Source organism: Klebsiella sp. CB_Kp196, from assembly GCF_040061575.1.
GTDB lineage: Bacteria > Pseudomonadota > Gammaproteobacteria > Enterobacterales > Enterobacteriaceae > Klebsiella > Klebsiella michiganensis.
In genome coordinates this window covers 82,003-106,246 of the sequence record NZ_JBEAFH010000003.1, presented here as the reverse complement: position 1 = coordinate 106,246, position 24,244 = coordinate 82,003, and the positions used below count along the sequence as shown (strand labels likewise).

Here is a 24,244-nt window from a genome sequence, read left to right as displayed (position 1 = left end):
GGGCGGCGCTTGACGCGCCTTGCCCGGGCTACAGATTCGTGCGTTCTGCAGGTTTGGCAGCCCGGACAGATGCGTAGCATCGCCTCCGGGAAATGCTTCCTGAGGGAAAAATTCCTCACGACATTTTCTGCACAATCGGCTATCTTGTTTAGCATATAAAACACCATGACCGATTAATACCTTTCTTCAGGCATTATTACGGTCTGAAAGTTAAGCCAGTGAAACGAGACTGCAAGATGAGCGTAATGTTTGACCCGGAAGCGGCGATTTATCCTTTTCCTCCGAAGCCCATGCCGTTAAACCGCGATGAGAAGCACTTTTATCGCGAAAAAATTAAACGCCTGCTGCGCGAGCGCGATGCGGTGATGGTGGCCCATTACTATACCGACCCCGAAATTCAGCAGCTGGCCGAAGAGACCGGCGGCTGTATCTCCGATTCTCTGGAGATGGCGCGCTTCGGCGCCCGACATTCTGCCTCGACGCTGTTGGTTGCCGGCGTGCGCTTTATGGGAGAAACGGCGAAAATCCTCAGCCCGGAAAAAACCATCCTGATGCCCACGCTCCACGCGGAGTGCTCGCTCGATCTGGGCTGCCCGATCGAGGAGTTTAGCGCTTTCTGCGATGCGCATCCGGATCGTACGGTCGTGGTCTACGCCAATACTTCAGCGGCGGTAAAGGCGCGCGCCGACTGGGTTGTGACGTCGAGCATCGCCGTGGAACTCATTGAGCATCTTGATAGCATGGGTGAAAAAATCATCTGGGCGCCGGACCGCCATTTAGGCAGCTATGTGCAGAAACAGACCGGCGCCGACGTACTGTGCTGGCAGGGCGCCTGCATCGTTCATGATGAATTCAAAACTCAAGCGCTGGCGAGAATGCGGGCGCTTTATCCGCAGGCCGCGGTGCTGGTTCACCCGGAATCACCGCAGGCGATTGTCGATATGGCTGACGCGGTGGGGTCAACCAGCCAGTTGATCAATGCCGCTAAAACGCTGCCGCACAAGCAGCTCATCGTCGCCACCGACCGCGGCATTTTCTACAAAATGCAGCAGGCGGTACCGGAAAAAGAGCTGCTGGAAGCGCCTACGGCAGGCGAAGGGGCAACCTGTCGCAGCTGCGCCCACTGTCCGTGGATGGCGATGAACGGCCTGCAGGCGATTGCGGAGGGGCTGGAAAAGGGAGGCGTTGAACATGAAATTCACGTTGATGAACAGCTGCGAACCGGGGCGCTGGTTCCGCTAAACAGAATGCTCGATTTTGCGGCTACACTTCGGGGATAGCTCATTACTGCGTTACAGAACGCTCTGGGGATAAGATGGATTTTTTTAGTACGCAGAACATATTAGTGCATATACCCATTGGCGCCGGAGGATATGACCTGTCGTGGATTGAAGCGGTAGGCACCGTCGCAGGATTGCTGTGCATCTGGCTGGCGAGCCTGGAGAAGATTGCCAACTATGCCTTTGGGCTGATCAACGTCACGCTGTTTGCCATTATCTTCTTTCAGATCCAGCTCTACGCCAGCCTTCTGCTGCAGATCTTTTTCTTCGCGGCCAACGTCTACGGCTGGTACGCCTGGTCACGACAAACCAGCGATAACCAGGCGGAACTGCAAATCCGCTGGCTGCCGCTGCCGAAAGCGTTAGGCTGGCTGGCGGCCTGCGTGGTGGCGATTGGCCTGATGACGGTATTTATCGATCCGGTTTTTGCGTTTCTGACCAGGATTGCCGTCGCGCTGATGCACACCCTGGGCCTGCAGGTTGCTATGCCGGCGCTGCAGCCAGACGCTTTCCCGTTCTGGGACTCCTGCATGATGGTTCTCTCGGTTGCGGCGATGATCCTGATGACGCGCAAATACGTCGAAAACTGGCTGCTGTGGGTGATTATCAACGTCATCAGCGTGGTTATTTTCGCCCTGCAGGGCGTTTATGCGATGTCGCTCGAATATCTGCTGCTGACCTTCATCGCCCTCAACGGCAGCCGTATGTGGATTAACAGCGCGCGTGAGCGCGGCTCTCACGCGTTTTCCCGCTAATGGTGATGATGATGTCCATGCCCGGCGTGCGTCATGTTCAGACGGCACTCCGGGCCGCTGCAGGGCTGATACTCCATCTGAACCGTAATGTGTTCAATTTCATACTTATGCTGTAAGAAGCCCTGGATTCGTTCAAGCAGGCCGTCGTGATCGTGCGGCGGTACCACCTGCACGTGCAGCGTCATCACCGTTTTTTCTCCAACCAGCCACGCATGAACGTGGTGTACGTCGCGAACTTCCGGTATCGAGCGGCGCAAATCGCGCTTTAAGGCGTCGACGTCAAGCGAACGCGGCGCGCCCTCCAGCAGCTCATTAACGCTCTCCTGCAGCAAACGCCATGCGCTGCGCAGAACCAGGCACGATACCAGCACGGACAGAATAGGATCGATAGGCGTCCAGCCGGTGGTGATGATCACGATTGCGGCAATAATAGCCCCAACCGAACCGAGTAGATCCCCCAGCACATGCAGAGCGGCGGCCCGCACGTTGAGGTTACGCTCTTCACTGCCGCGATGGAGGATCCAGAAGGCCAGAATATTGGCCAGCAGGCCGGCAACGGCGATGATCATCATGGTTTTACCGGCTACCGGTTGCGGATGATGAAAACGCTGAATGGCCTCCCAGACGATTAATATCGTAATGACCACCAGGGCGATAGCATTGAGAAAGGCCGCCAGCGTGGTCAGCCGCAGCCAGCCAAAGGTGTGTTGAGCATTAGGCGGGCGACTGGCGAAACGCACGGCCAGAAAGGCGAACAGCAGCGCTGCGGCGTCCGTCAGCATATGCCCGGCATCGGCCAGCAGCGCCAGCGAACCTGAAATGAGTCCGCCTGCAACCTCAACCAACATGAATCCGGCCGTGACGCAGAACGCCAGCAGCAGCCGACGGGCATTATTATCTTCGGTGGATTGCGGAGAATTATGCGAGTGTGATTGCCCCATGGTGCCATCCCTACATTATTATTTTGATGATTACTTTATGACATGATTCACCTCTTGGGGTGAATAAAATGAAAAAAGGAGAGCCTTAGCTCTCCTTCCGGGCGGATACCGCGCAGATTATTGAGTGGTACCGTCGGTTTTCGTCGCCTCGTCCTGGCCGACCTTTTTATCGGTATCCGGGCAGCGGCCATCTTTGCACATTGAGTTCTTGTGGACTTCATCGCTCGACATCCCGTCGTGGTTCATGGTCGAGCCGTTGGGGTGGAGCATGGTGCCGCCGGTATCGGTGGAACCGGCGTTAATTTTACCGTTGTCCACGTTGTTTGGCGCCACGTTTTCACGCGCGTCTGGGGCGACCTGACCCGCGTCGGCTGCCGAATTGGCCTGCCCGTTATTCGACTGCGCGCCGGTATCGGCGGCCAGCGCCGCGCCGCTGGCCATGCCCAGGGTTGCTGCGAGGAGAAGACTGGTTAGCTTGTTCATTTTCATTGGATGCTCCTGTTATATCGATTTACCGAATTACCTCTTCCAACAGTGCATTGCCGGAGGTTCTACTCGTTGTGGTTAAAGCTTCGCTGTTAGCGAGCGGCATTAATATATAATGCTGAATGCTAAAGAAAATTAAGTTCTAACAGTTAAAAATTATAGCTTGTGGCCACTATTCCGCGACTTTATGGCGTTTTTTAGCCTATTTCCAGGAATATTCTGCCGCTACTGTAAAATCACGTTTACACTTTTTGAGTGAAGAGATAGATTGGAGGGATTGCATTTAACTAGATAAGTATGGCAACGCTGGAAATAAGATGAATTATCAGAACGACGATTTACGCATTAAAGAGATCAACGAATTATTACCTCCCGTTGCGCTCCTGGAAAAATTCCCCGCTACCGAAAACGCCGCCAACACCGTTGCGCATGCGCGCAAAGCGATCCACCAGATCCTGAAAGGTCATGACGATCGGCTGCTGGTCGTGATCGGTCCATGCTCCATTCACGATCCGGCGGCGGCAAAAGAGTATGCCGAGCGTCTGCTCGCGCTTCGCGAAGAGCTTAAAGGCGAGCTGGAAATCGTGATGCGCGTGTATTTTGAAAAACCGCGCACCACCGTGGGCTGGAAAGGGCTGATCAACGATCCGCATATGGATAACAGCTTCCGCATCAACGATGGTCTGCGGATCGCGCGCAAGCTGCTGCTTGATATTAACGACAGCGGACTGCCAGCGGCCGGGGAGTTCCTCGATATGATCACCCCGCAGTATCTTGCCGACCTGATGAGCTGGGGCGCGATTGGCGCGCGTACCACCGAGTCACAGGTGCACCGCGAACTCTCTTCCGGCCTCTCCTGCCCGGTAGGCTTTAAAAACGGCACAGATGGCACCATTAAAGTCGCTATCGACGCCATCAATGCCGCCGGCGCGCCGCACTGTTTCTTGTCGGTGACCAAATGGGGACATTCGGCGATTGTGAACACCAGCGGCAATAGCGATTGCCATATTATCCTGCGCGGCGGTAAAGAGCCGAACTACAGCGCGCAGCACGTGGCAGAAGTGAAGGTGGGTCTGGAGAAAGCAGGCCTGCCCGCTCAGATCATGATCGATTTCAGCCATGCCAACTCCAGCAAACAGTTTAAAAAGCAGATGGATGTCGGCACAGACGTATGCCAGCAGGTTGCCGGCGGCGAGCGGGCGATTATGGGCGTGATGATCGAAAGCCATCTGGTGGAAGGCAATCAGAGCCTCGACAGCGGTGAGCCGCTGGCCTACGGTAAAAGCATTACTGATGCCTGTATCGGGTGGGAAGATACCGATACGCTGCTTCGTCAGCTGGCGAATGCGGTAAAAGCGCGCCGCGGTTAGGTTTTACGGCGAGTCTCAAAATAAAAAAGCGTGGAGTGCTCCACGCTTTTTTTACATCCCGCGAAAATTACTTCGCTTTACCCTGGTTCGCTACGGCAGCGGCTTTCGCGGCGATCTCGTCGGCGTTACCCAGATAGTAATGTTTAATAGGCTTGAAGTTCTCGTCGAACTCATACACCAGCGGTACGCCGGTCGGGATGTTCAGTTCGAGGATCTCTGCTTCGCCCATATTGTCGAGGTATTTCACCAGCGCGCGCAGGGAGTTACCGTGAGCGGCGATAATCACGCGCTCACCGCTTTTCAGACGCGGCAGAATGGTTTCATTCCAGTACGGTACGACGCGGTCGATGGTCAGCGCCAGGCTCTCGGTGGTAGGCAGCTCAGCGTCGGTCAGTTTTGCATAGCGCGGATCGTGACCCGGGTAGCGCTCGTCGTCTTTGGTCAGCTCCGGCGGCGTTACCGCAAAGCCGCGACGCCACTGCTTAACCTGCTCGTCACCGTATTTTTCAGCGGTTTCCGCTTTATTGAGGCCCTGCAGCGCACCGTAGTGACGCTCGTTCAGTTTCCAGGACTTTTCTACCGGCAGCCAGGCCTGATCCAGTTCGTCCAGCACGTTCCACAGGGTGTGGATGGCACGTTTCAGCACAGAGGTATAAGCAAAGTCGAAGCTGAAGCCTTCTTCTTTCAGCAGCTTACCGGCCGCTTTTGCTTCACCCACGCCTTTTTCAGACAGGTCAACGTCATACCAACCGGTGAAACGGTTTTCGTTGTTCCATTGGCTTTCGCCGTGACGAACGAGTACCAGCTTAGTTACAGCCATACACTTACTCCTCAATACACGTCATCTTTCTCGCCGCCTTGATGCGACCCGAAATCTGTAGTGTGTATATTTATTGATTGATAACTATTCTCATTATATTGCCGCGACTTACCTCACGGCAATGCTTATCCCTAACCATAGCGAAAATAGTCGCTCAGTGTAAGGTGCTTGTAAAACAGAGGTTATGTTTTTGTCTGTAAGTGGCGTATTTTTCAGCGAAAGGATAAAAAAAGCCCTCCATCAGGAGGGCTGGGTATTATTTCGCAATAAACTGATATTCCGTCAGGCTGACGTACTCTTCGCCGGGGCGCAGTACGCAGTCCGGCTGCGGCCATTCCGGATGGTTCGGTGAATCCGGCAGGAACTCGCTCTCCAGAGCCAGACCTTGCCAGTCAGCGTAAGGCTGCGCCGTGCGCGACGGCGTGCCGGCCAAATAGTTGCCGGAGTAGAACTGCAGCGCCGGAGCGGAGGTATAGACCGTCATCTGCAGCTTTTCGTCCTGCGACCAGACGTGAGCCGCAGGGCTTTTGGCATTGCCCAGCGCCTGGAGCAGAAAGGCGTGGTCGTAACCTTTGACCTTTTGCTGGTCTTCATCGCGCAGGAAATCGTCCGCCAGCATCTTCGGCGTGCGGAAATCGAAGCTGGTCAGGGTGACGTTTTGCAAATCGCCTCCTGGAATACCGTCGCTCTCAACGGGCAGATACGCATCGGCAAAGATTTGCAGCTTATGGCTACGCACGTCGCTCTGCACGCCATCAAGGTTGAAATAGACGTGGTTGGTCAGGTTTACCGGGCAGGGCTGATCAACGGTGGCGCGATACTCGATGGCGATACGATTATCGTCGGTCAGGCGGTAGTGCGCCGTAGCCGTCAGATTGCCGGGGAACCCCTGATCGCCATCGTGGGAGGAGAGTGAAAACAGCGCGTGACGATCGTCGGCGCTGACAATCAGCCAGCGGCGCTTATCAAAACCTTCAGGACCGCCGTGCAGCTGATGGCCGGCCTCGTTGGAGGGCGTCAGATTAACGCTACGGCCATCAAGGGAAAAGCGGCTGTTGGCGATACGGTTCGCGTAACGGCCTACGGAAGCGCCGAGATAGGCGGCCTGGCGCGTATAGTCGCCAGGGGTCGCGCAGCCGAGCAGCGCTTCGCGTACGCTGCCGTCGGCCAGCGTCACGCGCGCGGAGAGCAGCGTCGCGCCCCAGTCCATTACGGTGACCGTCATGCCTGCGTCGTTACGCAGGGTGTGGAGATTCCACGGCTGGCCGTCCGGCGCCAGCTCCGTTGTTGGGTTTAGCATTGTCCAGCTCCCTGCGACGGTTTGCAGACGTAAAAGGTCTCTTTGATACCGGTTTTCGCTTCATACTCTTTGGCAACGGCCTGCTGTACGGTCTCGACCAGATCTTCCGGCACCAGGGCGACGATACAGCCGCCGAAACCGCCGCCGGTCATGCGAACGCCGCCTTTATCGCCGATGGTCGCCTTGACGATGTCCACCAGGGTATCAATCTGCGGGACGGTGATTTCAAAATCATCGCGCATGGAGGCGTGGGATTCCGCCATCAGCTCGCCCATCCGCAGCAGGTCGCCTTTTTCCAGCGCCGCAGCGGCTTCTACGGTACGGGCGTTTTCAGTCAGCACGTGGCGAACGCGTTTGGCGACCACCGGGTCAAGCTCGTGGGCGACGGCGTTGAACTCTTGCAACGTGACGTCGCGCAGGGCCGGCTGCTGGAAAAAACGCGCGCCGGTTTCACACTGTTCGCGGCGAGTGTTGTATTCGCTGCCGACCAGAGTGCGTTTAAAGTTACTGTTAATAATCACCACCGCGACGCCTTTCGGCATCGAGACCGCTTTGGTCCCCAAGGAGCGGCAGTCGATCAGCAGCGCGTGATCTTTTTTACCGAGCGCGGAGATCAGCTGGTCCATAATGCCGCAGTTGCAGCCGACGAACTGGTTTTCCGCTTCCTGGCCGTTCAGCGCGATTTGCGCGCCGTCGAGCGGCAGATGGTACAGCTGCTGGAACACGGTGCCGACGGCGACTTCCAGCGAAGCCGAAGAGCTTAACCCCGCGCCCTGCGGCACGTTGCCGCTGATGACCAGATCCGCGCCGCCGAAAGCGTTATTCCGCTGCTGGAGATGCTTCACCACGCCGCGGACATAGTTTGACCACTGCTGGGTATCGTGGCTGGTAATCGGCGAGTCGAGAGAGAATTCATCGGTCTGATTGTCGTAATCGGCGGCAATCACCCGCACGGTACGATCGTCGCGCGGCGCACAGGCGATGACCGTCTGGTAATCAATGGCGCAGGGCAGCACGAACCCATCGTTATAGTCGGTATGCTCGCCGATCAGGTTAACGCGGCCAGGGGCCTGGATAACATGGCTGGCCGGATAGCCAAATTTCTCAGCAAACAGGGCTTGGGTTTTCTCTTTCAGACTCATAGTTATACTCCGGATTCGCGAAAATGGACGTCGCTCACAGCGCGCAGACGTTCGGCGGCCTGCTCGGCCGTCAGGTCACGCTGGGTTTCAGCCAGCATTTCATAGCCGACCATAAATTTACGCACCGTCGCGGAGCGCAGCAGCGGCGGATAAAAATGCGCGTGCAGCTGCCAGTGATTATTCTCTTCATCGTTAAACGGCGCGCCGTGCCAGCCCATAGAGTAGGGGAATGAGCACTGGAACAGGTTGTCGTAACGGCTGGTCAGCTTTTTCAGCGCCAGCGCGAGGTCGCTGCGCTGGTCATCGGTTAAATCAGTCAGGCGCTGTACGTGCGCTTTCGGCAACAGCAGCGTCTCGAAGGGCCACGCTGCCCAGTAAGGGACCACCGCGAGCCAGTGTTCGGTCTCGACGACGGTGCGGCTACCGTCGGCTAATTCTCGCTGCGCGTAATCCACCAGCATCGGCGCGCCGTGCCCGGTGAAGTACGCTTTTTGCAGACGATCTTCGCGTTCCGCCTCGTTAGGCAGAAAGCTGTTTGCCCACACCTGGCCATGCGGATGTGGGTTGGAGCAGCCCATTGCCGAGCCTTTATTTTCAAAGACCTGCACCCACGGGTAGGTTTTTCCGAGGTCGGCGGTCTGCTCCTGCCACGTTTTAACCACGCCTTCCAGCGCCTCTACGCTCAGTTCCGGCAGCGTTTTGCTGTGGTCTGGCGAGAAGCAGATGACCCGGCTGGTACCGCGGGCGCTCTGACAGCGCATAAGCGGGTCGTCGCTTTCCGGGGCGTCAGGGGTATCGGTCATCAAAGCCGCAAAGTCATTGGTAAAAACAAACGTACCGGTGTAGTTCGGGTTTTTGTCGCCGGTGACGCGGGTATTACCCGGGCACAGGAAACAGTCCGGGTCGTGCGCGGGCAAGGTCTGTTTTGCCGGCGTTTCCTGCGCCCCCTGCCAGGGGCGCTTGGCGCGATGCGGAGAAACCAGAATCCACTGCCCGGTTAACGGGTTATAACGACGATGTGGATGGTCGACGGGGTTAAATACGCTCATGAAGGTTCCTTAGTCGGGATAACCCTGCGGATGACGGGACTGCCAGTGCCAGGTGTCCTGCGCCATTTCGTCAAGGTTGCGCGTCACGCGCCAGTTCAGCTCGCGATCGGCCTTTTCAGCGTCCGCCCAGTAGGCCGGGAGGTCGCCTTCGCGGCGCGGTGCGAAGTGGTAGTTAATCGGTTTGCCGCAGGCTTTGCTAAATGCGTTGACCACGTCGAGCACGCTGCTGCCGACGCCTGCGCCAAGGTTGTAGATATGCACGCCGGCTTTATCGGCCAGTTTTTCCATCGCCGCGACGTGGCCGTCTGCCAGGTCCATCACGTGAATGTAGTCGCGCACGCCGGTGCCATCTTCGGTTGGGTAGTCGTTGCCGAATATCGCCAGCGATTCACGGCGGCCAACCGCGACCTGCGCGATATACGGCATCAGGTTGTTCGGAATACCCTGCGGATCTTCCCCCATATCGCCCGACGGATGCGCGCCGACCGGATTGAAGTAGCGCAGCAGCGCGATGCTCCAGTCCGGCTGCGCTTTTTGCAGGTCGGTCAGGATCTGCTCAACCATCAGCTTGCTTTTACCGTAAGGGCTCTGAGGCGTACCGGTCGGGAAGCTTTCGACGTAAGGGATTTTGGGCTGGTCGCCGTAGACGGTCGCGGAGGAGCTGAAAATAAAGTTTTTCACGCCCGCGGCGCGCATGGCGGAAACGAGTTTCAGTGTGCCGGTTACGTTGTTGTCGTAGTACTCCAGCGGCTTAGCGACGGATTCCCCGACGGCTTTCAGGCCGGCGAAATGGATCACCGCTTCAATGGCGTGATCGTGGAGAATTTCCGTCATCAGCGCTTCGTTACGAATGTCGCCTTCGACAAAGGTGGCGCTTTTCCCGCCGAGACGTTCAATGATCGGCAATACGCTGCGCTTACTGTTGCAGAGATTGTCGAGAATAATCACTTCGTGTCCCTGCAGTAGCAGTTGAACGCAGGTGTGACTTCCAATGTAACCGCTACCACCTGTAACCAGTACTTTCATGATTCGCTCCAATAGGCTTATCGTGTGAGAAGAAGATAGCATACCAAAGAAGCCAAAAGTGTGACACAGGCCAAATTGGTGGAATCGTTTACACTAAAATTTTTAAACAGCCCATTTGAGTTTTTTTGTTTTAAAAACAGGGTGATGTTATGTCTGGTAGCTATTATTCTGAAAAAAACAGGGATCAGCAGACCCCTGTACAGGCTTAATTTTACAGCGGATCCAGCTGGTAAGTGTAACCGTCTCCACTACTCACAAAGGCCAGTCGGTGGGTGATACAGTCCGGGGCGTCTTCGGCGTGATGAGAGACAAACAGCAGCTGCGTCGCCCCTTCGCCAATCAGCACATCAACGAAGCGGCGCACCAGCTGGCGGTTGAGCGGGTCCAGCCCCTGCAGCGGTTCGTCAAGGATCAGCAGAGTGGGATGTTTGACCAGGGCGCGGACGATCAGCGCCAGCCGCTGCTGCCCCCAGGAGAGGCTATGGAACGGCGCATCGGCGGTGCGTTTGTCGATACCCAGAATATCCAGCCAGTTCTGCACCAGCTTATGCTGCTTGTCAGATACGGCCTGATAGATGCCGATTGAGTCGAAGTAGCCGGAGAGAATCACGTTACGCACGTTGGTGCTGACGCGGTATTCAAGGTGCAGGCTGCTGCTGACGTAGCCAATATGCTTTTTGATATCCCAGATGGTTTCACCGCTGCCGCGGCGGCGGCCAAACAGGGTCAGGTCGTTGCTGTATCCCTGAGGATGGTCGCCGGTAATCAGGCTGAGCAGCGTGGATTTACCGGCGCCGTTGGGGCCGACTATCTGCCAGTGTTCGCCAGGGTTCACCGTCCAGCTCAGGCGGTTAATGATCGGACGATCGTTGTACGAAACCACGCCGTCGTTCAGCACGATGAGCGGCGCTTCGGCGTCCAGCGCAAGACGCGCTGCCGGTGCGTCCGGCTCCGGCAGCGTCATGCCGTCAAGCTTTTCGCTATGGGCGAGCTGGGCAATAAGCGCCTGCTGCAGCAGGGCCTGCTTTTCGCCGGTTTCGCTCAGCACGCAGTCCGCCAGCACCCCGGCATACTGAACGAACGCCGGGATCTCGTCAAAACGATTGAGGACCAGCACCAGGGTGATACCTTCGCCGTTCAGCGCGGCCAACATCCCGGCGAGCTGCTGGCGCGAGGCGACATCAAGACCGTCGAACGGCTCATCAAGAATAAGCAGGTCGGGATCGCCCATCAGCGCCTGGCACAGCAGGGTCTTGCGCGTTTCGCCGGTTGAGAGATATTTAAAACGGCGTTCGAGCAGGTGGCTAATTGCAAACTGTTCAGCAAGGCGAGCGCAGCGGGAGGGGTCTTTAAACTCATCCTGGATAATTTCCGCCGTCGTGCGGCCGGTGTCTTCTTCTCCCGGGCTGAGCAAATCGGTGTTATTGCGCTGCCACTCATCGCTGACCAGCTTTTGCAGCTGCTCAAAAGAGAGACGGGTGATGCGCGAGAAGGTGCACTCACGCTGCCCGCTTAGCAGGGTCAGCTCGCCGGAGAGCGCCCGCGCAAGCGCCGATTTCCCGCTGCCGTTGCTGCCGACGAAAGCCCAGCTCTCGCCAGCCTGCACGCGGAGGTGTTCAATATTTAACGTTTTTGTATCGCTAAGACGAAACGTGCCTTGCGAAATTTGCAACAATGACATTGTGTATCCCACTTTTTGCAGCGATTTGCTTCAGGGATACGTCTTCGCGAGCGCAATGTCAATGCCGTTAGCACAACGTGGCAAGAATGATGCGATCGGCATTAAAATATGCTATCACCTCCGCCCCTTCCGCCAGATCGCGCGTCTGTTCCACCGGCAGGGTGGCGCAAAGGCTCTGCCCATCCGGGAGCGCCATCAGCACTTCACACTGTTCCGGCCCGCGTTCGATGTGGTTGATACGTCCGGCCAGCTGGTTGTCGGCCCGTTCCGCCTGTGCGGCATCCTGAGTAATGCCAACCCACGGCGCTTTCAGCAGCACCAGTACCTCCTGGCCTTCCTCAAGGCCCAGACGATCGGCGCTTTGGGCGGTAATCGCGACCTTAAAGCGGGTTTGGCCGTCGGCCAGCAGAACGTCAACGTGCTGCTGGACCTGCTGATGGTCGCGGCCGGTAATGGTGCCAAACCACTGGTTGCGCGCGCTGGTCTGCAGAGAGAATCGCGAAATGGCAGCCAGCAGGCTGTCGAGGGGAAGGGCGTCATCATCGCTCAGGACATCGAACGCTTTTTGCTGAATCTGCGCCAGCAGGTCGTAGAGCTGAATCAGCCGCTGCCCGTAGCGGGTGAGGACCGCGCCGCCGCCGCCTTTGCCGCCGGTCGCCCGGTCAACCAGGGTTTGCTCGCTGAGCTGATTCATTTCATTAATCGCATCCCAGGCGCTTTTATAGCTAATGCCCGCGTTTTTTGCCCCCTGGCTAATCGAGCCGGTCTGTTCAATCTGTTTCAGCAGGGCGATACGGCGAGGATCGGCGAACAGGCGCTGCTGTAATTTGAGGGTAAGAAGAATTTCAGCCTGCATAATCATATCCTGATGAAAAAGGGTATTGTGACCGATAGCGGTCATCTTGCAAGATGCATCTCTCACGGTGGCCAGCGGGGCACCGCACAAATGGGGCGTGTTTTTCCGGCTGAATTGGTTACAATAAACTATTCGTACTTTCTGGAGCCAACCATGTTAGAGCTATTGAAAAGTCTGGTTTTTGCCGTAGTCATGGTCCCTGTGGTGATGGCGGTCATTCTGGGCCTGATTTACGGGCTGGGCGAAGTGTTTAACCTCTTCTCCGGAGCCGGTCATAAAGACAGCAGACCGCAAAATCACTGATTTCCCCCGCGCCCGGTTCTGCCGGGCGTTCTTATTTCTTCCCCCCTCCATTTTTCGAACGCTGATTACCCCTAATTTTCGCTGGGAAAAACCTGGCGCTATCGTTATATTGTCTATTACATAACGAACCGACGGGAGATTCAGATGACAGGTCAATGGTTACGCTTTTTTGCCGGAGCAACGTTAACGCTCTCCGTTGCGGGCCACGCGCTGGCGGAAGAGGGCAAAGTGACGGTTTTTGCCGCGGCATCGCTCACCAACGCCATGCAGGATATCGCCAAAGAGTATAAAAAAGAGAAGGGCGTGGAGGTGGTTTCTTCATTTGCCTCTTCATCGACTCTGGCACGGCAGATTGAAGCGGGGGCGCCGGCGGATCTGTTTATCTCCGCCGATCAAAAATGGATGGATTACGCGGTCGAGAAAAAGAGCATTGATACCGCCTCGCGCGCGACCCTTCTCGGTAACAGCCTGGTTGTCGTGGCGCCAAAAGCCAGCGCGCAGGGCGAGATAAACATCAGTGATAAAACCGACTGGACCAGCCTGCTGAAAGGCGGCCGCCTGGCCGTAGGTGACCCGGAACACGTGCCTGCTGGCATCTATGCGAAAGAGGCGCTGCAAAAGCTGGGAGCCTGGGAAATCCTGTCGCCGAAGCTGGCGCCGGCAGAAGACGTGCGCGGCGCGCTGGCCCTGGTTGAACGCAGCGAAGCGCCGCTGGGGATCGTTTACGGCTCCGATGCGGTCGCCAGCAAGGGGGTAAAAGTTGTCGGTACCCTCCCGGAAGATTCGCATAAGAAAGTGGAATATCCGCTGGCAATCGTCGACGGCCATAAAAATGCCACGGTCAGCGCGTTTTATGACTATTTAAAAGGGCCGGAAGCGTCCGCCATCTTTACACGTTACGGATTTACTACCCACTAATGTTCTTAAGCGATCCTGAATGGCAGGCGGTACTGCTGAGCCTGAAAGTCTCCTCCCTGGCGGTGGTACTGAGCTTGCCTTTTGGCATCTTTTTCTCCTGGCTGCTGGTGCGACGAGATTTTCCCGGTAAAGCGCTGCTCGATAGCATTCTCCACCTGCCGCTGGTATTGCCACCGGTGGTGGTAGGGTATCTCTTGCTGATCGCGATGGGGCGACGCGGTTTTATCGGCAGCTGGCTGTATGACTGGTTTGGTCTGAGCTTCGCGTTTAGCTGGCGCGGCGCGGTACTGGCGGCGGCGGTGATGTCCTTTCCGCTGATGGTGCGGGCCATTCGCCTCGCGCTGGAAGGGGTGGACATCAAGCTCGAGCAGGCGGCGCGTACCCTCGGAGCTGGCCGCTGGCGGGTGTTTTTCACTATTACGTTACCGTTGACGCTACCCGGCATTATCGTTGGCACCGTCCTGGCTTTCGCCCGCTCGCTGGGCGAGTTCGGCGCCACCATCACGTTTGTTTCCAATATTCCCGGCGAAACGCGCACCATTCCTTCGGCCATGTATACCCTGATCCAGACCCCCGGGGGAGAAGGCGCGGCCGCGCGTTTATGCTTGATTTCGATTGCGCTGGCGCTGGTATCGCTGCTGATTTCCGAATGGCTGGCCCGCCTCAGCCGTCAGCGGATGGGGAAATAAACATGCTTGAGCTCGATTTTACCCAGACGCTGGGTAGCCACTGTCTGCAAATTCGCGAGACGCTTCCCGCCAGCGGAATTACGGCGGTGTTCGGCGTCTCCGGCGCGGGTAAAACCTCGTTGATTAACGCCATTAGCGGCCTGACGCGCCCGCAGCAGGGGCGCATCGTCCTCAACGGCAGAGTGCTGAACGACGTTGATAAAGGTATCTGCCTGGCGCCGGAAAAGCGCCGCATTGGCTACGTTTTTCAGGACGCGCGCCTGTTTCCGCACTATAAAGTGCGCGGCAATCTGCAATATGGCATGGCGAAGTCTATGGCGGCGCAGTTTGACAAGCTGGTGGCGCTGCTCGGCATTGCGCCGCTGCTTGACCGCCTGCCGGGCGGCCTCTCCGGTGGGGAGAAACAGCGGGTGGCGATTGGCCGGGCGCTGCTTACCGCGCCGGAGCTGCTGCTGCTGGATGAGCCGCTGGCATCGCTGGATATTCCGCGCAAGCGCGAGCTGTTGCCCTATCTGCAGCGTCTGGCGCGCGAAATCAAGATCCCGATGCTGTACGTCAGCCACTCTCTGGATGAAATCCAGCATCTGGCGGATAACGTGCTGGTGCTGGAAGAGGGGAAAGTGAAAGCCTTTGGCTGTCTGGAAGAGGTGTGGAGCAGCAGCGTGATGCACCCCTGGCTTCCCCAGGAGCAGCAAAGCACGATCCTGAACGTGACCGTTGCCGCTCAGCATCCGAAGTATGCCATGACCGCGCTGGCGCTGGGGGATCGGCAGATATGGGTTAACCGTCTTGACAGGCCGCAGGGCGAAAGCGCGCGGATCCGCATTCAGGCCTCGGACGTTTCTCTGGTACTGCAGCCCGCTCAGCAAACCAGTATCCGCAATATTTTACCCGCGCAGGTCATGCAGTGTATTGAAAGTCATGGGCAGGTTGAGGTCAGGCTGGAGATAAGCGGTCGTACCCTGTGGGCGCGCATCAGCCCCTGGGCTCGCGATGAGCTGGGGGTGACCCCGGGCCAGCGGCTGTATGCGCAGATAAAAAGCGTGTCGATAGCCGCCTGATTACAGCAGGTGGCGATAGATGTAGTCGGCGATGCTGGTGGTTTCGTTTTCACCGATCACCACGTTGGCGCGCGCTTTGACCTCTTCCACCGCGTTGCCCATCGCCACGCCGGTACCGGCGGCTTCCAGCATGCTGAGGTCGTTATAGTTGTCGCCGAAGGCGATAACATCCTGCATCGCCAGGCCCTGCGACGCGACCCACTGCGCCAGGCGTTTACCTTTGCTGTTGCCTTCCCGGGCAATGTCCACCTGATCGTGCCACGACCATTCGCACTCCAGACCCAGCGTCTGGCCAACGTGTTGGGCAAAGCGCTGCAGTTTGGCGGTATCTTCATCGGTCAGGGCGAATTTCCACACGGCGTTAACTTCCCGGGCCGCCTGCGCCAGAGAATCGACCTGAGTGAATACCGGACGCTGCTCGACGGGGAGCGATTGCGCCCAGCTGGCGGTGCGGATAACGTGCCCGGTCGGCTGCTCGTACAGCATGGCGTCATCGACGTACATCAGGCCGTGAATATCATGCTCGTTCAGCATTTCCGTCAGGCTCAGGGCTTTATCTACCGGCATCGGGTCGGATTCAAGCACCTTTTTTGCATGATAATCATACAAATAAGTGCCATTGCAGCAAATTGCAGGTGTATCCAGCGCCAGCGCCTGATAAAAAGGATGGATAGCGACGTGATGTCGGCCGGTGACGACGATGATCTGATATCCCGCGTCTTTGGCGCGAGCCAGCGCATCGAGCGAGGCGGGGAGGATGGTCTTTTTGCCGGTTAAGAGCGTGCCGTCTAAATCGAGGGCAATCACGCGTGAGGTCATGGGTTGTTTCCGGTTAATGATGAAAAGTTAGCAGGCTATGATGGTACACCGCTGTGCCATTCCGGCAAACTTTTCAGCATCTACCGCTAAAGAGCCGATACACTTGATCTTTCAGGCTGCCAGGAGGCAACCTGAAGAGCGTTGTGTATGCATATTGTGTTTTTCAGGGTGTCGTTAGTCTGAAAAATGAAATTTCCACGTGCAGTGAGGAAGGAGTATTCATGAAACAAACCGTTTATACCGCCAGCCCGGAAAGCCAGCAGATTCACGTCTGGGATCTGGATCTTGAGGGGAAACTGACCCTGGTGCAGGTTGTTGATGCCCCGGGCCAGGTGCAGCCGATGGTGGTGAGCCCGAACAAAGAGTTTCTCTACGTCGGCGTGCGTCCGGAGTTTCGCGTACTGGCCTACCGCATTGCGCCCGATAATGGCGCCCTGACTTTCGCCGGCGAAGCCGCGCTGCCGGGTAGCCCAACGCATATTTCTACCGATCGTCAGGGGCGCTTTGTGTTCAGCGCTTCCTATAACGCGGGCTGCGTGAGCGTTACGCCGCTGGTGGACGGCCTGCCGCGAGAAGCGGTGGCGGTGGTTGAAGGTCTGGAAGGCTGCCACTCGGCAAATATCTCTCCCGATAATCGCACCCTGTGGGTACCGGCGCTGAAGCAGGATCGTATCTGCCTGTTTACCCTGAGCGACGACGGTTTCCTCGCAGAACAGGAGCCGGCTGAAGTGACCACCGTTGAAGGCGCGGGCCCGCGTCACATGGTGTTCCATCCGAATCAGCAATACGGCTACTGCGTCAACGAACTGAACAGCTCCGTTGACGTCTGGGAGCTGAAAGATCCGTACGGAAAAATCGAATGCGTGCAGACGCTGGACATGATGCCGCCTGATTTTGCCGGCGTGCGCTGGGCGGCGGATATTCATCTGACCCCGGATGGCCGTCATCTCTACGCCTGCGATCGTACCGCCAGCATTATCACTATCTTCAGCGTCTCGGAAGACGGCAGCGTGCTGTCCATCGAAGGCTATCAGAATACCGAGACCCAGCCGCGCGGCTTTAACCTCGATCATAGCGGCAAATATCTGATCGCCGCCGGTCAGAAATCGCATCATATCGCGGTGTATGAAATCAAAGGCGAGCAGGGGCTGCTCCAGGAAAAAGGGCGCTATGCCGTAGGCCAGGGCCCGATGTGGGTCGTGGTCAACGCTCGCTAAGTTCTCTGTCAGTGACGAAACCTCGCCGCGGCGAGGTTTTTTTACGCCTGCGCAGGGGCTACTTCACCCGCATACGATACTCAATCATGCCGCTTTTCTCCGCGACCCAGTTATACAGACGCTGGCCCCGAAGGTTGGTCTCATGCGTGTGCCAGTACAGGCTGGCTGCGTGACGTTTGCGCGCCTGCAGCTGAACATACTCAATCAGCTGCTTGCCGATATGCTGACCGCGAACGGCCGGGTCAACGAAGAGGTCCTCCAGATAGCAGTAGTCGCTTTCGGCCCAGGTGGAGCGGTGGAAGAGATAATGTACGAAACCCACTATCCTGCCTTCCTGTTTTGCCACTGCGCAGAACATCGGCTCGGTGGGATGGAAAAAGCGCTTCCAGGTGAGCTGCGTGATGCTTTCCGGGATGTCGACGCGATAAAACGTCTGGTAGCTTTTCCACAGCGGCAGCCACTGGGCAAAGTCGCTTTCAGCCGCGGGGTGGAGGGTTACCTGCGCGAGGTTAACGTCGGTTTTGTTGCTATTCATGGCTGTTCCTTATTTTTATCAACCGGGTGATTTGACCTGGCGCTATGGTAGGTGCTGTTCTGGTTCCTAAAAAGTGACACTTTCTGTATATTTATAGGATCCACTTTTATGCCGTCGATGCCCGCTGCCGCTCATGCCAAAACCCATTGCCCCTCTGTTTCAGGAACTGTTATTAGCCCGCGGCGTGATTAAAGATCAGGTCTACCACGCCCTGCGTCAGGCGATTCTGGATGGCCGATTGTCGGCGGGTTCAAAAATCCCCTCCAGCCGGGCGCTGGCTGAGATGATGGCGATCTCGCGAAACTCGGTTATTGCCGGTTTTGACCGCCTGATGGATGAGGGGTACCTCGTCACGCGCAAGGGGGCGGGCACTTTTGTCTGCGAGCATATCCCGGATAACCTCATTAGCGAGTATGACGCGTCGACGCCGCCCGAAACGGCAATAGCCGCCGCAGGGCCGCTTAATCCTGATGTCGCCGCACTGGTTTCATCATGGTCAGAAAGAGAGGACAGCGGCGAAATGCGTCAGGTTTTTGCCGTCGGTATCGGCTGTACCGATCTCTTCCCTCATGCTTTATGGGGGCGGCTGCTGGGGCGCGTCTGGCGGCAATCGCGTCGTGAGCTGGGAGCGCACGCCACGCCCTATGGATATCAACCTCTACGCCAGGCGATTAGTCGCTATATTCAGGCGACGCGCGGCGTCAATTGCCACGAAGATCGGGTGATCATTGTCAACGGTATTCAGCAAGCGCTTTCCATCACCGCTCAGGCTTTACTGGAAAAGGGCGATGAAGTCTGGCTCGACGATCCCGGATACAACGGCGCCCGCGGCGCATTCGCCGCCAGGGGAGCGGTGGTCCGGCCCGTTCGGGTTGACGAGGAGGGCATGGATATTCAGGATGGCATTCGCCATTACCCGCAAGCTAAGCTGGTCTATACCGCGCCGTCGCACCAGTTCCCGCTCAGTGGAACGCTTAGCCTGCCCAGAAGGCTCGCCTTACTGGAATGGGCGGAAGCCCATCGGGCGTGGATATTTGAAGACGATTACAATAGCGAATTCCGCTATGCCGCCCGCTCTCTGCAGGCGTTGCAGGGGTTAGATAATCATCAGCGGGTCATCTACGCGGGCACATTTTCTAAGATGATGTATCCGGAGTTCCGGCTGGGCTTTTTAGTGGTCCCCGAGCATTTGCGTGAACAGTTTGCCATGACGAAATATTACACCGATCTCTGTAGTGGGTATCTCGAACAGGCCGTCCTGGCCCGTTTCATCAGCGAGGGGCACTATGCCAGCCACGTCCGTCGTATTCGCAAAGCCTGTTTTGAGCGAAAAAGCGCGCTGGAGGCGGCTATTGCCCGCTACTTTGCCGGGCGCATGGTCGTACATCCAACGGATTCGGGTATTCACATAGTCTGCTGGCTATCAGCGGGTTTAAAGGCAGAAGAGGTCGTCGCTAAGGCGCGCCAGCCAGGTTTCGGCGTGCAGACGTTTGAGCGCTATTGTCAGCGGCCGATGTCGCGCGAAGGAGTTCTATTCGGTTTTGCAAACCATCCCCCAGCGGTTTTGACCGAGGGAATTCGCCGCCTGGCTGCGATGTTTTAGCTCAGCAATACGGGAAATATTTTGCAGGGGATTAATGGCATTCATTGCCGGATTATATTGCAGACAATGATTATCTTTTTGGAAAACCTGCCCCGTCCTGATTATTCATCTGACAACAGGGGCAGAGTTTTAAAAAGAGAGATACCGCGCCTGGATTTAACGTATATCCACGGCTTCTGTAATAATATAACCATTCGCTTAGCGATATGTGACTTCCCTGTTTAATTACAGCCGGTTAATAAATCAGATATCATCCATGGTGTAGCTGACGACGATTTCCAGGGTTTTGCGGATAACGTCTGCAGTTACGACATCGCTGGTGGTTTCCAGCGCCGTAATTAACCACAAAATAATCGCCTTGTTGCTGAGGTGACCCTCAGACTCAAGGATGCTGCTGATAGCCAGCGACATCACCGCTGATTCATCGATCAGTCTGTCGCCTGCGTTGCGGAAATATTCAGAGAGTGCGGTATCGTTCAGGCCTGCGTAAATATCCGGTTGCTGATGCATAGTCTGTCTCATCATATTCTCTACTTTGTAAGTTAAACATTAGACCAGTAGTGGTCAGTGTATTTTATTCGTACCTGGCTGCTGAGGAGAACCTAATAACGAATTCGGCTCATCCCAATTATGCTTAGCGCCTGAAGTACCCACGGTATTGTTTTTTCCACGGCGAGCTACCATATTACTGATTTCATCGATAATACGCCCAAGTGCATTCCGCCGTTTTTTATCCTGTTCCCCAGCCTGCATGGCCTGGAGTTTCCCGATCAGTGCTTGTTTACTAATAGGCCCCTTATTTTTGAGTAGAGAGAGGACAGCCTCTCCAATCAATAAATCGGTTAGTGGATCATAATCATTGCGATTCATAACGGTATCTCTGATCATTGTCATCTCCTTGACTGGGAATTTAGTAGCAAGCCGGTAATCCGTGTCAGATACTGGCCCATCCCTTATATTTCCTCATTCAGTAACGACTTAAATCACCAGATAGCTGAAGCCACTTTTATCACTGATGCTCAAACAAGAGACCAATCAACGTTTGATAATGGTTTTCTTCTTCAGGTTCTGAAGCCACTTCAAGGCGACCCAGCAGTTTCGTACACAGGGATTTGCGATTCAGGTTGCGTCCTTCATTAAGGATATCCATTACAATCTGCCCTAACGTCTCCTGCTGCGAAGGTAACGACGCTTTATTGAAGTAGTGGGCAATAGCGTTAGCCGTGTCAGGAATGTAACCGTTCTGCTGCATATGTGCTCCTGTAAGTTCAATTATCAGTGAAGTTGCGATTAAAGTTATACAATGTTTATCAACTTGTACATAGGAAATGGAAAAAATATGTTAATTTTCTTAATGTTTTTTATAACGTATTGATTTATATGGTTTTAAAATTGTACAAATCTTAAGGTAAACATCGAGTGGAGATGTACGAATTGTACAGGTATACAGGAAGGCAAGAACGCCAGCGAAAAGAGGGTGTTAATGTGATTTATTTGTTAATGATTCGGGCGCTTTTACAGGACTTATGCGGGTAGACCTGCTACTGTAATATCTTATTAGCTTTCATCTCTTCTGTCGGAAACTTCATGCTCACTACCATTATTTATCGCAGCCATATCTGCGACAACGTGTCAATTAAATCGCTCGAAAGCATGGTTGCTGAAGCAAATGTCAAAAATAGTCAGGAAAACGTGTCGGGTATTCTGCTTTTTAACGGCACCCACTTTTTTCAGCTATTAGAAGGACCTGAAGAGAAGGTTGAGGAAATTTACCGTCTTATCTGCGCAGACCCGCGGCACCATAACCTCGTGGAGCTGCTCAGGGATCATGGACCGATGCGGCGCTTTGGTAAAATTGGCATGGAACTCTTTGATTTACGAGAGTTTGACCGCGATGAAGTGCTGCAGGCTGTGCTGGATAAAGGGACCACAAAATATCAGCTCACCTATGACGACAGAGCGCTCCATTTTTTCCGTACCTTCGTCGAAGCCACGGAAAAGGAAAACTATTACGAAATTCCTGAGGCTGAAAGCTGGGAGTTTGTGATAGAAGACGCTGCCTGCTACCCTGAAACTCCGCTGCAAGAGGCCGAATGCAGCTTTGCTTTTCAGCCGGTCATCGATCCGTTTGCCAAAGAGGTCGTCTCCTACGAAGCGCTGCTGCGCACGACTTCCGGTGATTCGCCAGCGGTCTATTTTGACGGACTTTCGCGAGAGGAAATCTACTGGACGGATCTCCACAGCAAGCGCATTGCCTTCGCCATGGCGGGACTTTTGCACCTCCGTGGACGCACGTTGTCGATTAATCTGCTGCCCATGACGCTGGTGAATGTTCCCAACGCTGTCGAATTTCTGTTAGCGGAAATTGAAGCCAGCGGTTTGATCCCTGAGCAAATTATTGTGGAATTTACCGAAAGCGAAGCCATTTCCCGTCTTGATGAATTCACCGATTCCGTGCGTAAGCTCAAGTCTGCGGGAATTCGCGTGGCTATCGATCATTTTGGCGCCGGGTTTGCCGGGTTATTGCTGCTGGCTCAGTTTCAGCCGGATCGCATCAAGATTAATCGCCAGCTGGTCAAAGATATCCATAAGCACGGCCCAAAACAGGCAATCGTTCAGGCGATTATTAAATGCTGTCACTCCCTGGAAATCGCCATTTCTGCGGTAGGTATCGAGCAGGCGGAGGAGTGGATGTGGCTGGAGTCAGCGGGGATTACGCATTTCCAGGGAAATTTATTTGCCAGTCCGTGTCTGGGAGGCATTCCGCCGGTAGCATGGCCAGAGAAAAAAGTAGCGTGTGAGCTTCTTTAAATTTTGACCCCGGCTCAGCGCAGCGTGTCGGTTAAAAAGCGGTGTATAACGGTAAAATAAGCCCTGTTTTTTGCCCGGTATATCGGCGCCCGACCTGTTTATTTTAGCTGTACAAGAAAAGTTAATTGTACAACCAGGCTAAATTCGTTAATTTAGTCGGTAAAGTATTATCAGGTTAGAGGGCGCTAATGGCATATTACAGCATCGGTGAGGTTGCCGAACGTTGCGGAATCAACCCCGTGACTTTGCGTGCATGGCAGCGAAGATATGGTTTGCTAAAGCCGCAGAGAAGCGAGGGAGGCCACCGCCAGTTTGACGAGGAGGACGTTCAGCGCATTGAGGAAATCAAACGCTGGATCGATCGCGGAGTCTCCGTGGGCAAGGTTAAGGCGCTTCTGGAAGGCCATCAACCTGAAACGCAAGACGCTGCCGTCCTGCTCCAGGAAGAGATGATGACGCTTCTGCGAGGCGTCCAGCCCTCAAAATTACGCACCCGCATCATGTCCCTCAGCCATGAATATCCCGTAGATAAACTGATTGACCGGCTCTTTGTCCCCGTCCGCAGTAAGCTCAATCTCGATCCGAATACCTCCATGGCGATTATCAGTATGCTGGACGGTATCCTGATTGATTGCGTAGCGTCCATTCTTGCGGAATCGCGCAAAAAGGTGGGGAAAGAGACGCTGCTGGTGGGGTGGGGTAATGAAGACCGTACCCGTCTGTGGCTGGAAGCGTGGCGTTTATCGCAGCGCGCCTGGCACGTCAACGTGCTGGCGGAGCCGCTGGATTCTCCTCGCCCGGAACTGTTTCCTGGTCAGCACATTTTTGTCTGGACCGGCCGCGCGCTGACCCCCTTGCAGGCAGAATTACTTAGCCACTGGCAAAGCCAGGGCTTCACCATTGAGTTTCACGGAGAGTAAGCGTCTTAGAGGGTTAGCAGCGGAACATTTTTAGAGATGTTATTCCGCCGCTTGTCTTCCTGAAGCATGGCAACATGCGCTGGCAGGTAAATTATCAGAAATTGAGCTGGGTCCAGGCTTTAAACGTTTCGCTGCGGCTAATATTAAAAAAATCTGTCCGACCCGAGCAGCCGAGCTTTTTGATTAAGGTCAGGCGAATTTGATAAATTGTTTTAATATGTAAATTCAGCGACTTCCCTATATTTGCCATCGCTTCACCATCGTTCATCAGGCGAATCACTTCTTTTTCGCGATTGGTAAAAACGATACTTTCAGATTCCCGGTCAGGCTTCTTACCGAACAAGGTGGGGCGGAGAATAAACGATTTTATCTCAGCGGGCGTTGAGCGCGCTGGGATTCTGTACATTGGTATTTCGCTCAGGAAGTTCAAATCATTACCGTCGGTGAGCAGGACAAAACGAACTCTTTTGCGATCGTAATGATGATTAAGCACCGCATAATAGTTATCGCTGGTGAAAAAGACATATTTTCCATGAAAACAGCCTGGTGATAATGAATCGAGTACAAGCTGTAATCCTTGACGAAGAAGGTTATTGTTAATCCAAAGATCGTAATGATTAAAAAAGTGACCTTGCTTGTCGTTATTCATTTGTCCTCCGAGG

General features: G+C 55.3%; 26 protein-coding genes and 1 pseudogene. 11 read left to right on the top strand and 16 right to left on the bottom strand.

What is annotated here, in order from left to right:
• Positions 1–62: 62 nt before the first annotated feature.
• Positions 63–167, bottom strand: a pseudogene (locus ABLU87_RS02405) (hypothetical protein); the annotation flags it as partial.
• 69 nt (positions 168–236) lie between these two features.
• On the opposite strand from ABLU87_RS02405, the gene nadA reads away from it, so the two are divergent.
• Positions 237–1,280: a quinolinate synthase NadA gene (nadA, locus tag ABLU87_RS02400; protein ID WP_004848967.1), complete on the top strand. Its 1,044-nt coding sequence runs from the start codon at positions 237–239 to the stop codon at positions 1,278–1,280.
• A gap of 35 nt (positions 1,281–1,315) precedes the next feature.
• Entirely contained in the window at positions 1,316–2,035 is a 720-nt protein-coding gene (gene pnuC / locus ABLU87_RS02395) for a nicotinamide riboside transporter PnuC (RefSeq protein ID WP_014228459.1), read from the top strand.
• On the opposite strand, the gene zitB is transcribed toward pnuC, so the two are convergent.
• Positions 2,032–2,976: a CDF family zinc transporter ZitB gene (gene zitB / locus ABLU87_RS02390; RefSeq protein ID WP_014228460.1), complete on the bottom strand. Its 945-nt coding sequence runs from the start codon at positions 2,974–2,976 to the stop codon at positions 2,032–2,034. The two genes, pnuC and zitB, sit on opposite strands and share 4 nt — an antisense overlap.
• 117 nt (positions 2,977–3,093) lie before the next feature.
• Complete coding sequence (locus ABLU87_RS02385; RefSeq protein WP_109241428.1) at positions 3,094–3,465, bottom strand: YbgS-like family protein; 372 nt, start codon at positions 3,463–3,465, stop codon at positions 3,094–3,096.
• Between the two features lie 314 nt (positions 3,466–3,779).
• Here ABLU87_RS02385 and aroG point away from each other — a divergent pair, with 314 nt between their 5' ends.
• The gene (aroG, locus tag ABLU87_RS02380; RefSeq protein ID WP_048261185.1) at positions 3,780–4,832 is read left to right on the top strand and encodes a 3-deoxy-7-phosphoheptulonate synthase AroG; all 1,053 of its coding nucleotides are present in this window, start codon (positions 3,780–3,782) and stop codon (positions 4,830–4,832) included.
• A 67-nt stretch (positions 4,833–4,899) separates the two neighbouring features.
• Here aroG and gpmA read toward each other — a convergent pair whose 3' ends face one another.
• The 7 genes from gpmA to modE form a co-directional block, all read right to left on the bottom strand.
• Positions 4,900–5,652: a 2,3-diphosphoglycerate-dependent phosphoglycerate mutase gene (gene gpmA / locus ABLU87_RS02375; protein ID WP_004100351.1), complete on the bottom strand. Its 753-nt coding sequence runs from the start codon at positions 5,650–5,652 to the stop codon at positions 4,900–4,902.
• Positions 5,653–5,908: 256 nt separating this feature from the next.
• Positions 5,909–6,952, bottom strand: coding sequence for a galactose-1-epimerase (galM, locus tag ABLU87_RS02370; RefSeq protein WP_064377840.1), 1,044 nt, complete (start codon positions 6,950–6,952; stop codon positions 5,909–5,911).
• Positions 6,946–8,094, bottom strand: coding sequence for a galactokinase (gene galK, locus ABLU87_RS02365; RefSeq protein WP_004848984.1), 1,149 nt, complete (start codon positions 8,092–8,094; stop codon positions 6,946–6,948). Before galK ends, galM begins: the two co-directional genes overlap by 7 nt.
• Positions 8,095–8,096: 2 nt before the next feature.
• The gene (gene galT / locus ABLU87_RS02360) at positions 8,097–9,143 is read right to left on the bottom strand and encodes a galactose-1-phosphate uridylyltransferase (RefSeq protein WP_048261180.1); all 1,047 of its coding nucleotides are present in this window, start codon (positions 9,141–9,143) and stop codon (positions 8,097–8,099) included.
• Between the two features lie 9 nt (positions 9,144–9,152).
• A complete protein-coding gene (gene galE / locus ABLU87_RS02355; RefSeq protein WP_032694537.1) occupies positions 9,153–10,169 on the bottom strand; it encodes a UDP-glucose 4-epimerase GalE in 1,017 nt (338 codons plus the stop codon).
• Positions 10,170–10,380: 211 nt separating this feature from the next.
• Positions 10,381–11,850: a molybdate ABC transporter ATP-binding protein ModF gene (gene modF, locus ABLU87_RS02350; RefSeq protein WP_046878471.1), complete on the bottom strand. Its 1,470-nt coding sequence runs from the start codon at positions 11,848–11,850 to the stop codon at positions 10,381–10,383.
• A 67-nt stretch (positions 11,851–11,917) separates the two neighbouring features.
• The gene (gene modE, locus ABLU87_RS02345; protein WP_004848991.1) at positions 11,918–12,706 is read right to left on the bottom strand and encodes a molybdenum-dependent transcriptional regulator; all 789 of its coding nucleotides are present in this window, start codon (positions 12,704–12,706) and stop codon (positions 11,918–11,920) included.
• A gap of 153 nt (positions 12,707–12,859) precedes the next feature.
• On the opposite strand from modE, the gene ABLU87_RS02340 reads away from it, so the two are divergent.
• The 4 genes from ABLU87_RS02340 to modC all read left to right on the top strand — a co-directional run bounded on the left by ABLU87_RS02340 (position 12,860) and on the right by modC (position 15,677).
• Positions 12,860–13,009, top strand: a complete 150-nt coding sequence (locus ABLU87_RS02340; RefSeq protein ID WP_004848993.1) for an AcrZ family multidrug efflux pump-associated protein — start codon at positions 12,860–12,862, stop codon at positions 13,007–13,009.
• A 144-nt stretch (positions 13,010–13,153) separates the two neighbouring features.
• Complete coding sequence (gene modA / locus ABLU87_RS02335) at positions 13,154–13,927, top strand: molybdate ABC transporter substrate-binding protein (protein WP_064374983.1); 774 nt, start codon at positions 13,154–13,156, stop codon at positions 13,925–13,927.
• Entirely contained in the window at positions 13,927–14,616 is a 690-nt protein-coding gene (modB, locus tag ABLU87_RS02330) for a molybdate ABC transporter permease subunit (protein ID WP_004848997.1), read from the top strand. The genes modA and modB overlap by 1 nt, the downstream gene beginning before the upstream one ends.
• 2 nt (positions 14,617–14,618) lie before the next feature.
• Positions 14,619–15,677: a molybdenum ABC transporter ATP-binding protein ModC gene (gene modC / locus ABLU87_RS02325; protein WP_064374984.1), complete on the top strand. Its 1,059-nt coding sequence runs from the start codon at positions 14,619–14,621 to the stop codon at positions 15,675–15,677.
• Here modC and ABLU87_RS02320 read toward each other — a convergent pair whose 3' ends face one another.
• Positions 15,678–16,496 carry a pyridoxal phosphatase gene (locus tag ABLU87_RS02320; RefSeq protein ID WP_048261177.1) on the bottom strand — a complete coding sequence of 273 codons (819 nt, stop codon included), beginning with the start codon at positions 16,494–16,496 and terminating at the stop codon, positions 15,678–15,680.
• A gap of 221 nt (positions 16,497–16,717) precedes the next feature.
• On the opposite strand from ABLU87_RS02320, the gene pgl reads away from it, so the two are divergent.
• Positions 16,718–17,713: a 6-phosphogluconolactonase gene (gene pgl / locus ABLU87_RS02315; RefSeq protein WP_014228470.1), complete on the top strand. Its 996-nt coding sequence runs from the start codon at positions 16,718–16,720 to the stop codon at positions 17,711–17,713.
• A 58-nt stretch (positions 17,714–17,771) separates the two neighbouring features.
• Here pgl and ABLU87_RS02310 read toward each other — a convergent pair whose 3' ends face one another.
• The gene (locus ABLU87_RS02310) at positions 17,772–18,248 is read right to left on the bottom strand and encodes a GNAT family N-acetyltransferase (RefSeq protein WP_038424232.1); all 477 of its coding nucleotides are present in this window, start codon (positions 18,246–18,248) and stop codon (positions 17,772–17,774) included.
• A gap of 133 nt (positions 18,249–18,381) precedes the next feature.
• Between ABLU87_RS02310 and ABLU87_RS02305 the strand changes: the two genes are divergently transcribed.
• Positions 18,382–19,851, top strand: coding sequence for a PLP-dependent aminotransferase family protein (locus ABLU87_RS02305; protein WP_025108125.1), 1,470 nt, complete (start codon positions 18,382–18,384; stop codon positions 19,849–19,851).
• Between the two features lie 243 nt (positions 19,852–20,094).
• Here ABLU87_RS02305 and ABLU87_RS02300 read toward each other — a convergent pair whose 3' ends face one another.
• The 3 genes from ABLU87_RS02300 to ycgZ form a co-directional block, all read right to left on the bottom strand.
• Entirely contained in the window at positions 20,095–20,361 is a 267-nt protein-coding gene (locus ABLU87_RS02300; RefSeq protein WP_004849010.1) for a biofilm development regulator YmgB/AriR family protein, read from the bottom strand.
• Between the two features lie 54 nt (positions 20,362–20,415).
• Complete coding sequence (locus ABLU87_RS02295) at positions 20,416–20,739, bottom strand: hypothetical protein (RefSeq protein ID WP_025108124.1); 324 nt, start codon at positions 20,737–20,739, stop codon at positions 20,416–20,418.
• A gap of 121 nt (positions 20,740–20,860) precedes the next feature.
• Entirely contained in the window at positions 20,861–21,103 is a 243-nt protein-coding gene (gene ycgZ, locus ABLU87_RS02290; protein WP_004849015.1) for a regulatory protein YcgZ, read from the bottom strand.
• Positions 21,104–21,438: 335 nt separating this feature from the next.
• Here ycgZ and ABLU87_RS02285 point away from each other — a divergent pair, with 335 nt between their 5' ends.
• Positions 21,439–22,662 (top strand): diguanylate phosphodiesterase, encoded by a 1,224-nt coding sequence (locus ABLU87_RS02285; protein WP_064374985.1) that lies wholly within the window; start codon positions 21,439–21,441, stop codon positions 22,660–22,662.
• Positions 22,663–22,850: 188 nt separating this feature from the next.
• Positions 22,851–23,582 (top strand): MerR family transcriptional regulator, encoded by a 732-nt coding sequence (locus tag ABLU87_RS02280; RefSeq protein WP_014228475.1) that lies wholly within the window; start codon positions 22,851–22,853, stop codon positions 23,580–23,582.
• Positions 23,583–23,676: 94 nt separating this feature from the next.
• Here the strand turns inward: ABLU87_RS02280 and ABLU87_RS02275 are convergent, their stop codons facing one another.
• On the bottom strand, positions 23,677–24,231 hold the full coding sequence (locus tag ABLU87_RS02275) for a LuxR C-terminal-related transcriptional regulator (RefSeq protein ID WP_004849021.1): 555 nt from the start codon (positions 24,229–24,231) through the stop codon (positions 23,677–23,679).
• Between the last annotated feature and the right edge of the window lie 13 nt (positions 24,232–24,244).

What these genes read in the sequence shown, in the direction of transcription:
- nadA (WP_004848967.1), top strand. Translation starts at nt 237, where the DNA reads ATGAGCGTAATGTTTGACCCGGAAGCGGCGATTTATCCTTTTCCTCCG.
- pnuC (WP_014228459.1), top strand. Translation starts at nt 1,316, where the DNA reads ATGGATTTTTTTAGTACGCAGAACATATTAGTGCATATACCCATTGGC.
- zitB (WP_014228460.1), bottom strand. Translation starts at nt 2,976, where the DNA reads ATGGGGCAATCACACTCGCATAATTCTCCGCAATCCACCGAAGATAAT.
- ABLU87_RS02385 (WP_109241428.1), bottom strand. Translation starts at nt 3,465, where the DNA reads ATGAAAATGAACAAGCTAACCAGTCTTCTCCTCGCAGCAACCCTGGGC.
- aroG (WP_048261185.1), top strand. Translation starts at nt 3,780, where the DNA reads ATGAATTATCAGAACGACGATTTACGCATTAAAGAGATCAACGAATTA.
- gpmA (WP_004100351.1), bottom strand. Translation starts at nt 5,652, where the DNA reads ATGGCTGTAACTAAGCTGGTACTCGTTCGTCACGGCGAAAGCCAATGG.
- galM (WP_064377840.1), bottom strand. Translation starts at nt 6,952, where the DNA reads ATGCTAAACCCAACAACGGAGCTGGCGCCGGACGGCCAGCCGTGGAAT.
- galK (WP_004848984.1), bottom strand. Translation starts at nt 8,094, where the DNA reads ATGAGTCTGAAAGAGAAAACCCAAGCCCTGTTTGCTGAGAAATTTGGC.
- galT (WP_048261180.1), bottom strand. Translation starts at nt 9,143, where the DNA reads ATGAGCGTATTTAACCCCGTCGACCATCCACATCGTCGTTATAACCCG.
- galE (WP_032694537.1), bottom strand. Translation starts at nt 10,169, where the DNA reads ATGAAAGTACTGGTTACAGGTGGTAGCGGTTACATTGGAAGTCACACC.
- modF (WP_046878471.1), bottom strand. Translation starts at nt 11,850, where the DNA reads ATGTCATTGTTGCAAATTTCGCAAGGCACGTTTCGTCTTAGCGATACA.
- modE (WP_004848991.1), bottom strand. Translation starts at nt 12,706, where the DNA reads ATGCAGGCTGAAATTCTTCTTACCCTCAAATTACAGCAGCGCCTGTTC.
- ABLU87_RS02340 (WP_004848993.1), top strand. Translation starts at nt 12,860, where the DNA reads ATGTTAGAGCTATTGAAAAGTCTGGTTTTTGCCGTAGTCATGGTCCCT.
- modA (WP_064374983.1), top strand. Translation starts at nt 13,154, where the DNA reads ATGACAGGTCAATGGTTACGCTTTTTTGCCGGAGCAACGTTAACGCTC.
- modB (WP_004848997.1), top strand. Translation starts at nt 13,927, where the DNA reads ATGTTCTTAAGCGATCCTGAATGGCAGGCGGTACTGCTGAGCCTGAAA.
- modC (WP_064374984.1), top strand. Translation starts at nt 14,619, where the DNA reads ATGCTTGAGCTCGATTTTACCCAGACGCTGGGTAGCCACTGTCTGCAA.
- ABLU87_RS02320 (WP_048261177.1), bottom strand. Translation starts at nt 16,496, where the DNA reads ATGACCTCACGCGTGATTGCCCTCGATTTAGACGGCACGCTCTTAACC.
- pgl (WP_014228470.1), top strand. Translation starts at nt 16,718, where the DNA reads ATGAAACAAACCGTTTATACCGCCAGCCCGGAAAGCCAGCAGATTCAC.
- ABLU87_RS02310 (WP_038424232.1), bottom strand. Translation starts at nt 18,248, where the DNA reads ATGAATAGCAACAAAACCGACGTTAACCTCGCGCAGGTAACCCTCCAC.
- ABLU87_RS02305 (WP_025108125.1), top strand. Translation starts at nt 18,382, where the DNA reads ATGCCAAAACCCATTGCCCCTCTGTTTCAGGAACTGTTATTAGCCCGC.
- ABLU87_RS02300 (WP_004849010.1), bottom strand. Translation starts at nt 20,361, where the DNA reads ATGCATCAGCAACCGGATATTTACGCAGGCCTGAACGATACCGCACTC.
- ABLU87_RS02295 (WP_025108124.1), bottom strand. Translation starts at nt 20,739, where the DNA reads ATGATCAGAGATACCGTTATGAATCGCAATGATTATGATCCACTAACC.
- ycgZ (WP_004849015.1), bottom strand. Translation starts at nt 21,103, where the DNA reads ATGCAGCAGAACGGTTACATTCCTGACACGGCTAACGCTATTGCCCAC.
- ABLU87_RS02285 (WP_064374985.1), top strand. Translation starts at nt 21,439, where the DNA reads ATGCTCACTACCATTATTTATCGCAGCCATATCTGCGACAACGTGTCA.
- ABLU87_RS02280 (WP_014228475.1), top strand. Translation starts at nt 22,851, where the DNA reads ATGGCATATTACAGCATCGGTGAGGTTGCCGAACGTTGCGGAATCAAC.
- ABLU87_RS02275 (WP_004849021.1), bottom strand. Translation starts at nt 24,231, where the DNA reads ATGAATAACGACAAGCAAGGTCACTTTTTTAATCATTACGATCTTTGG.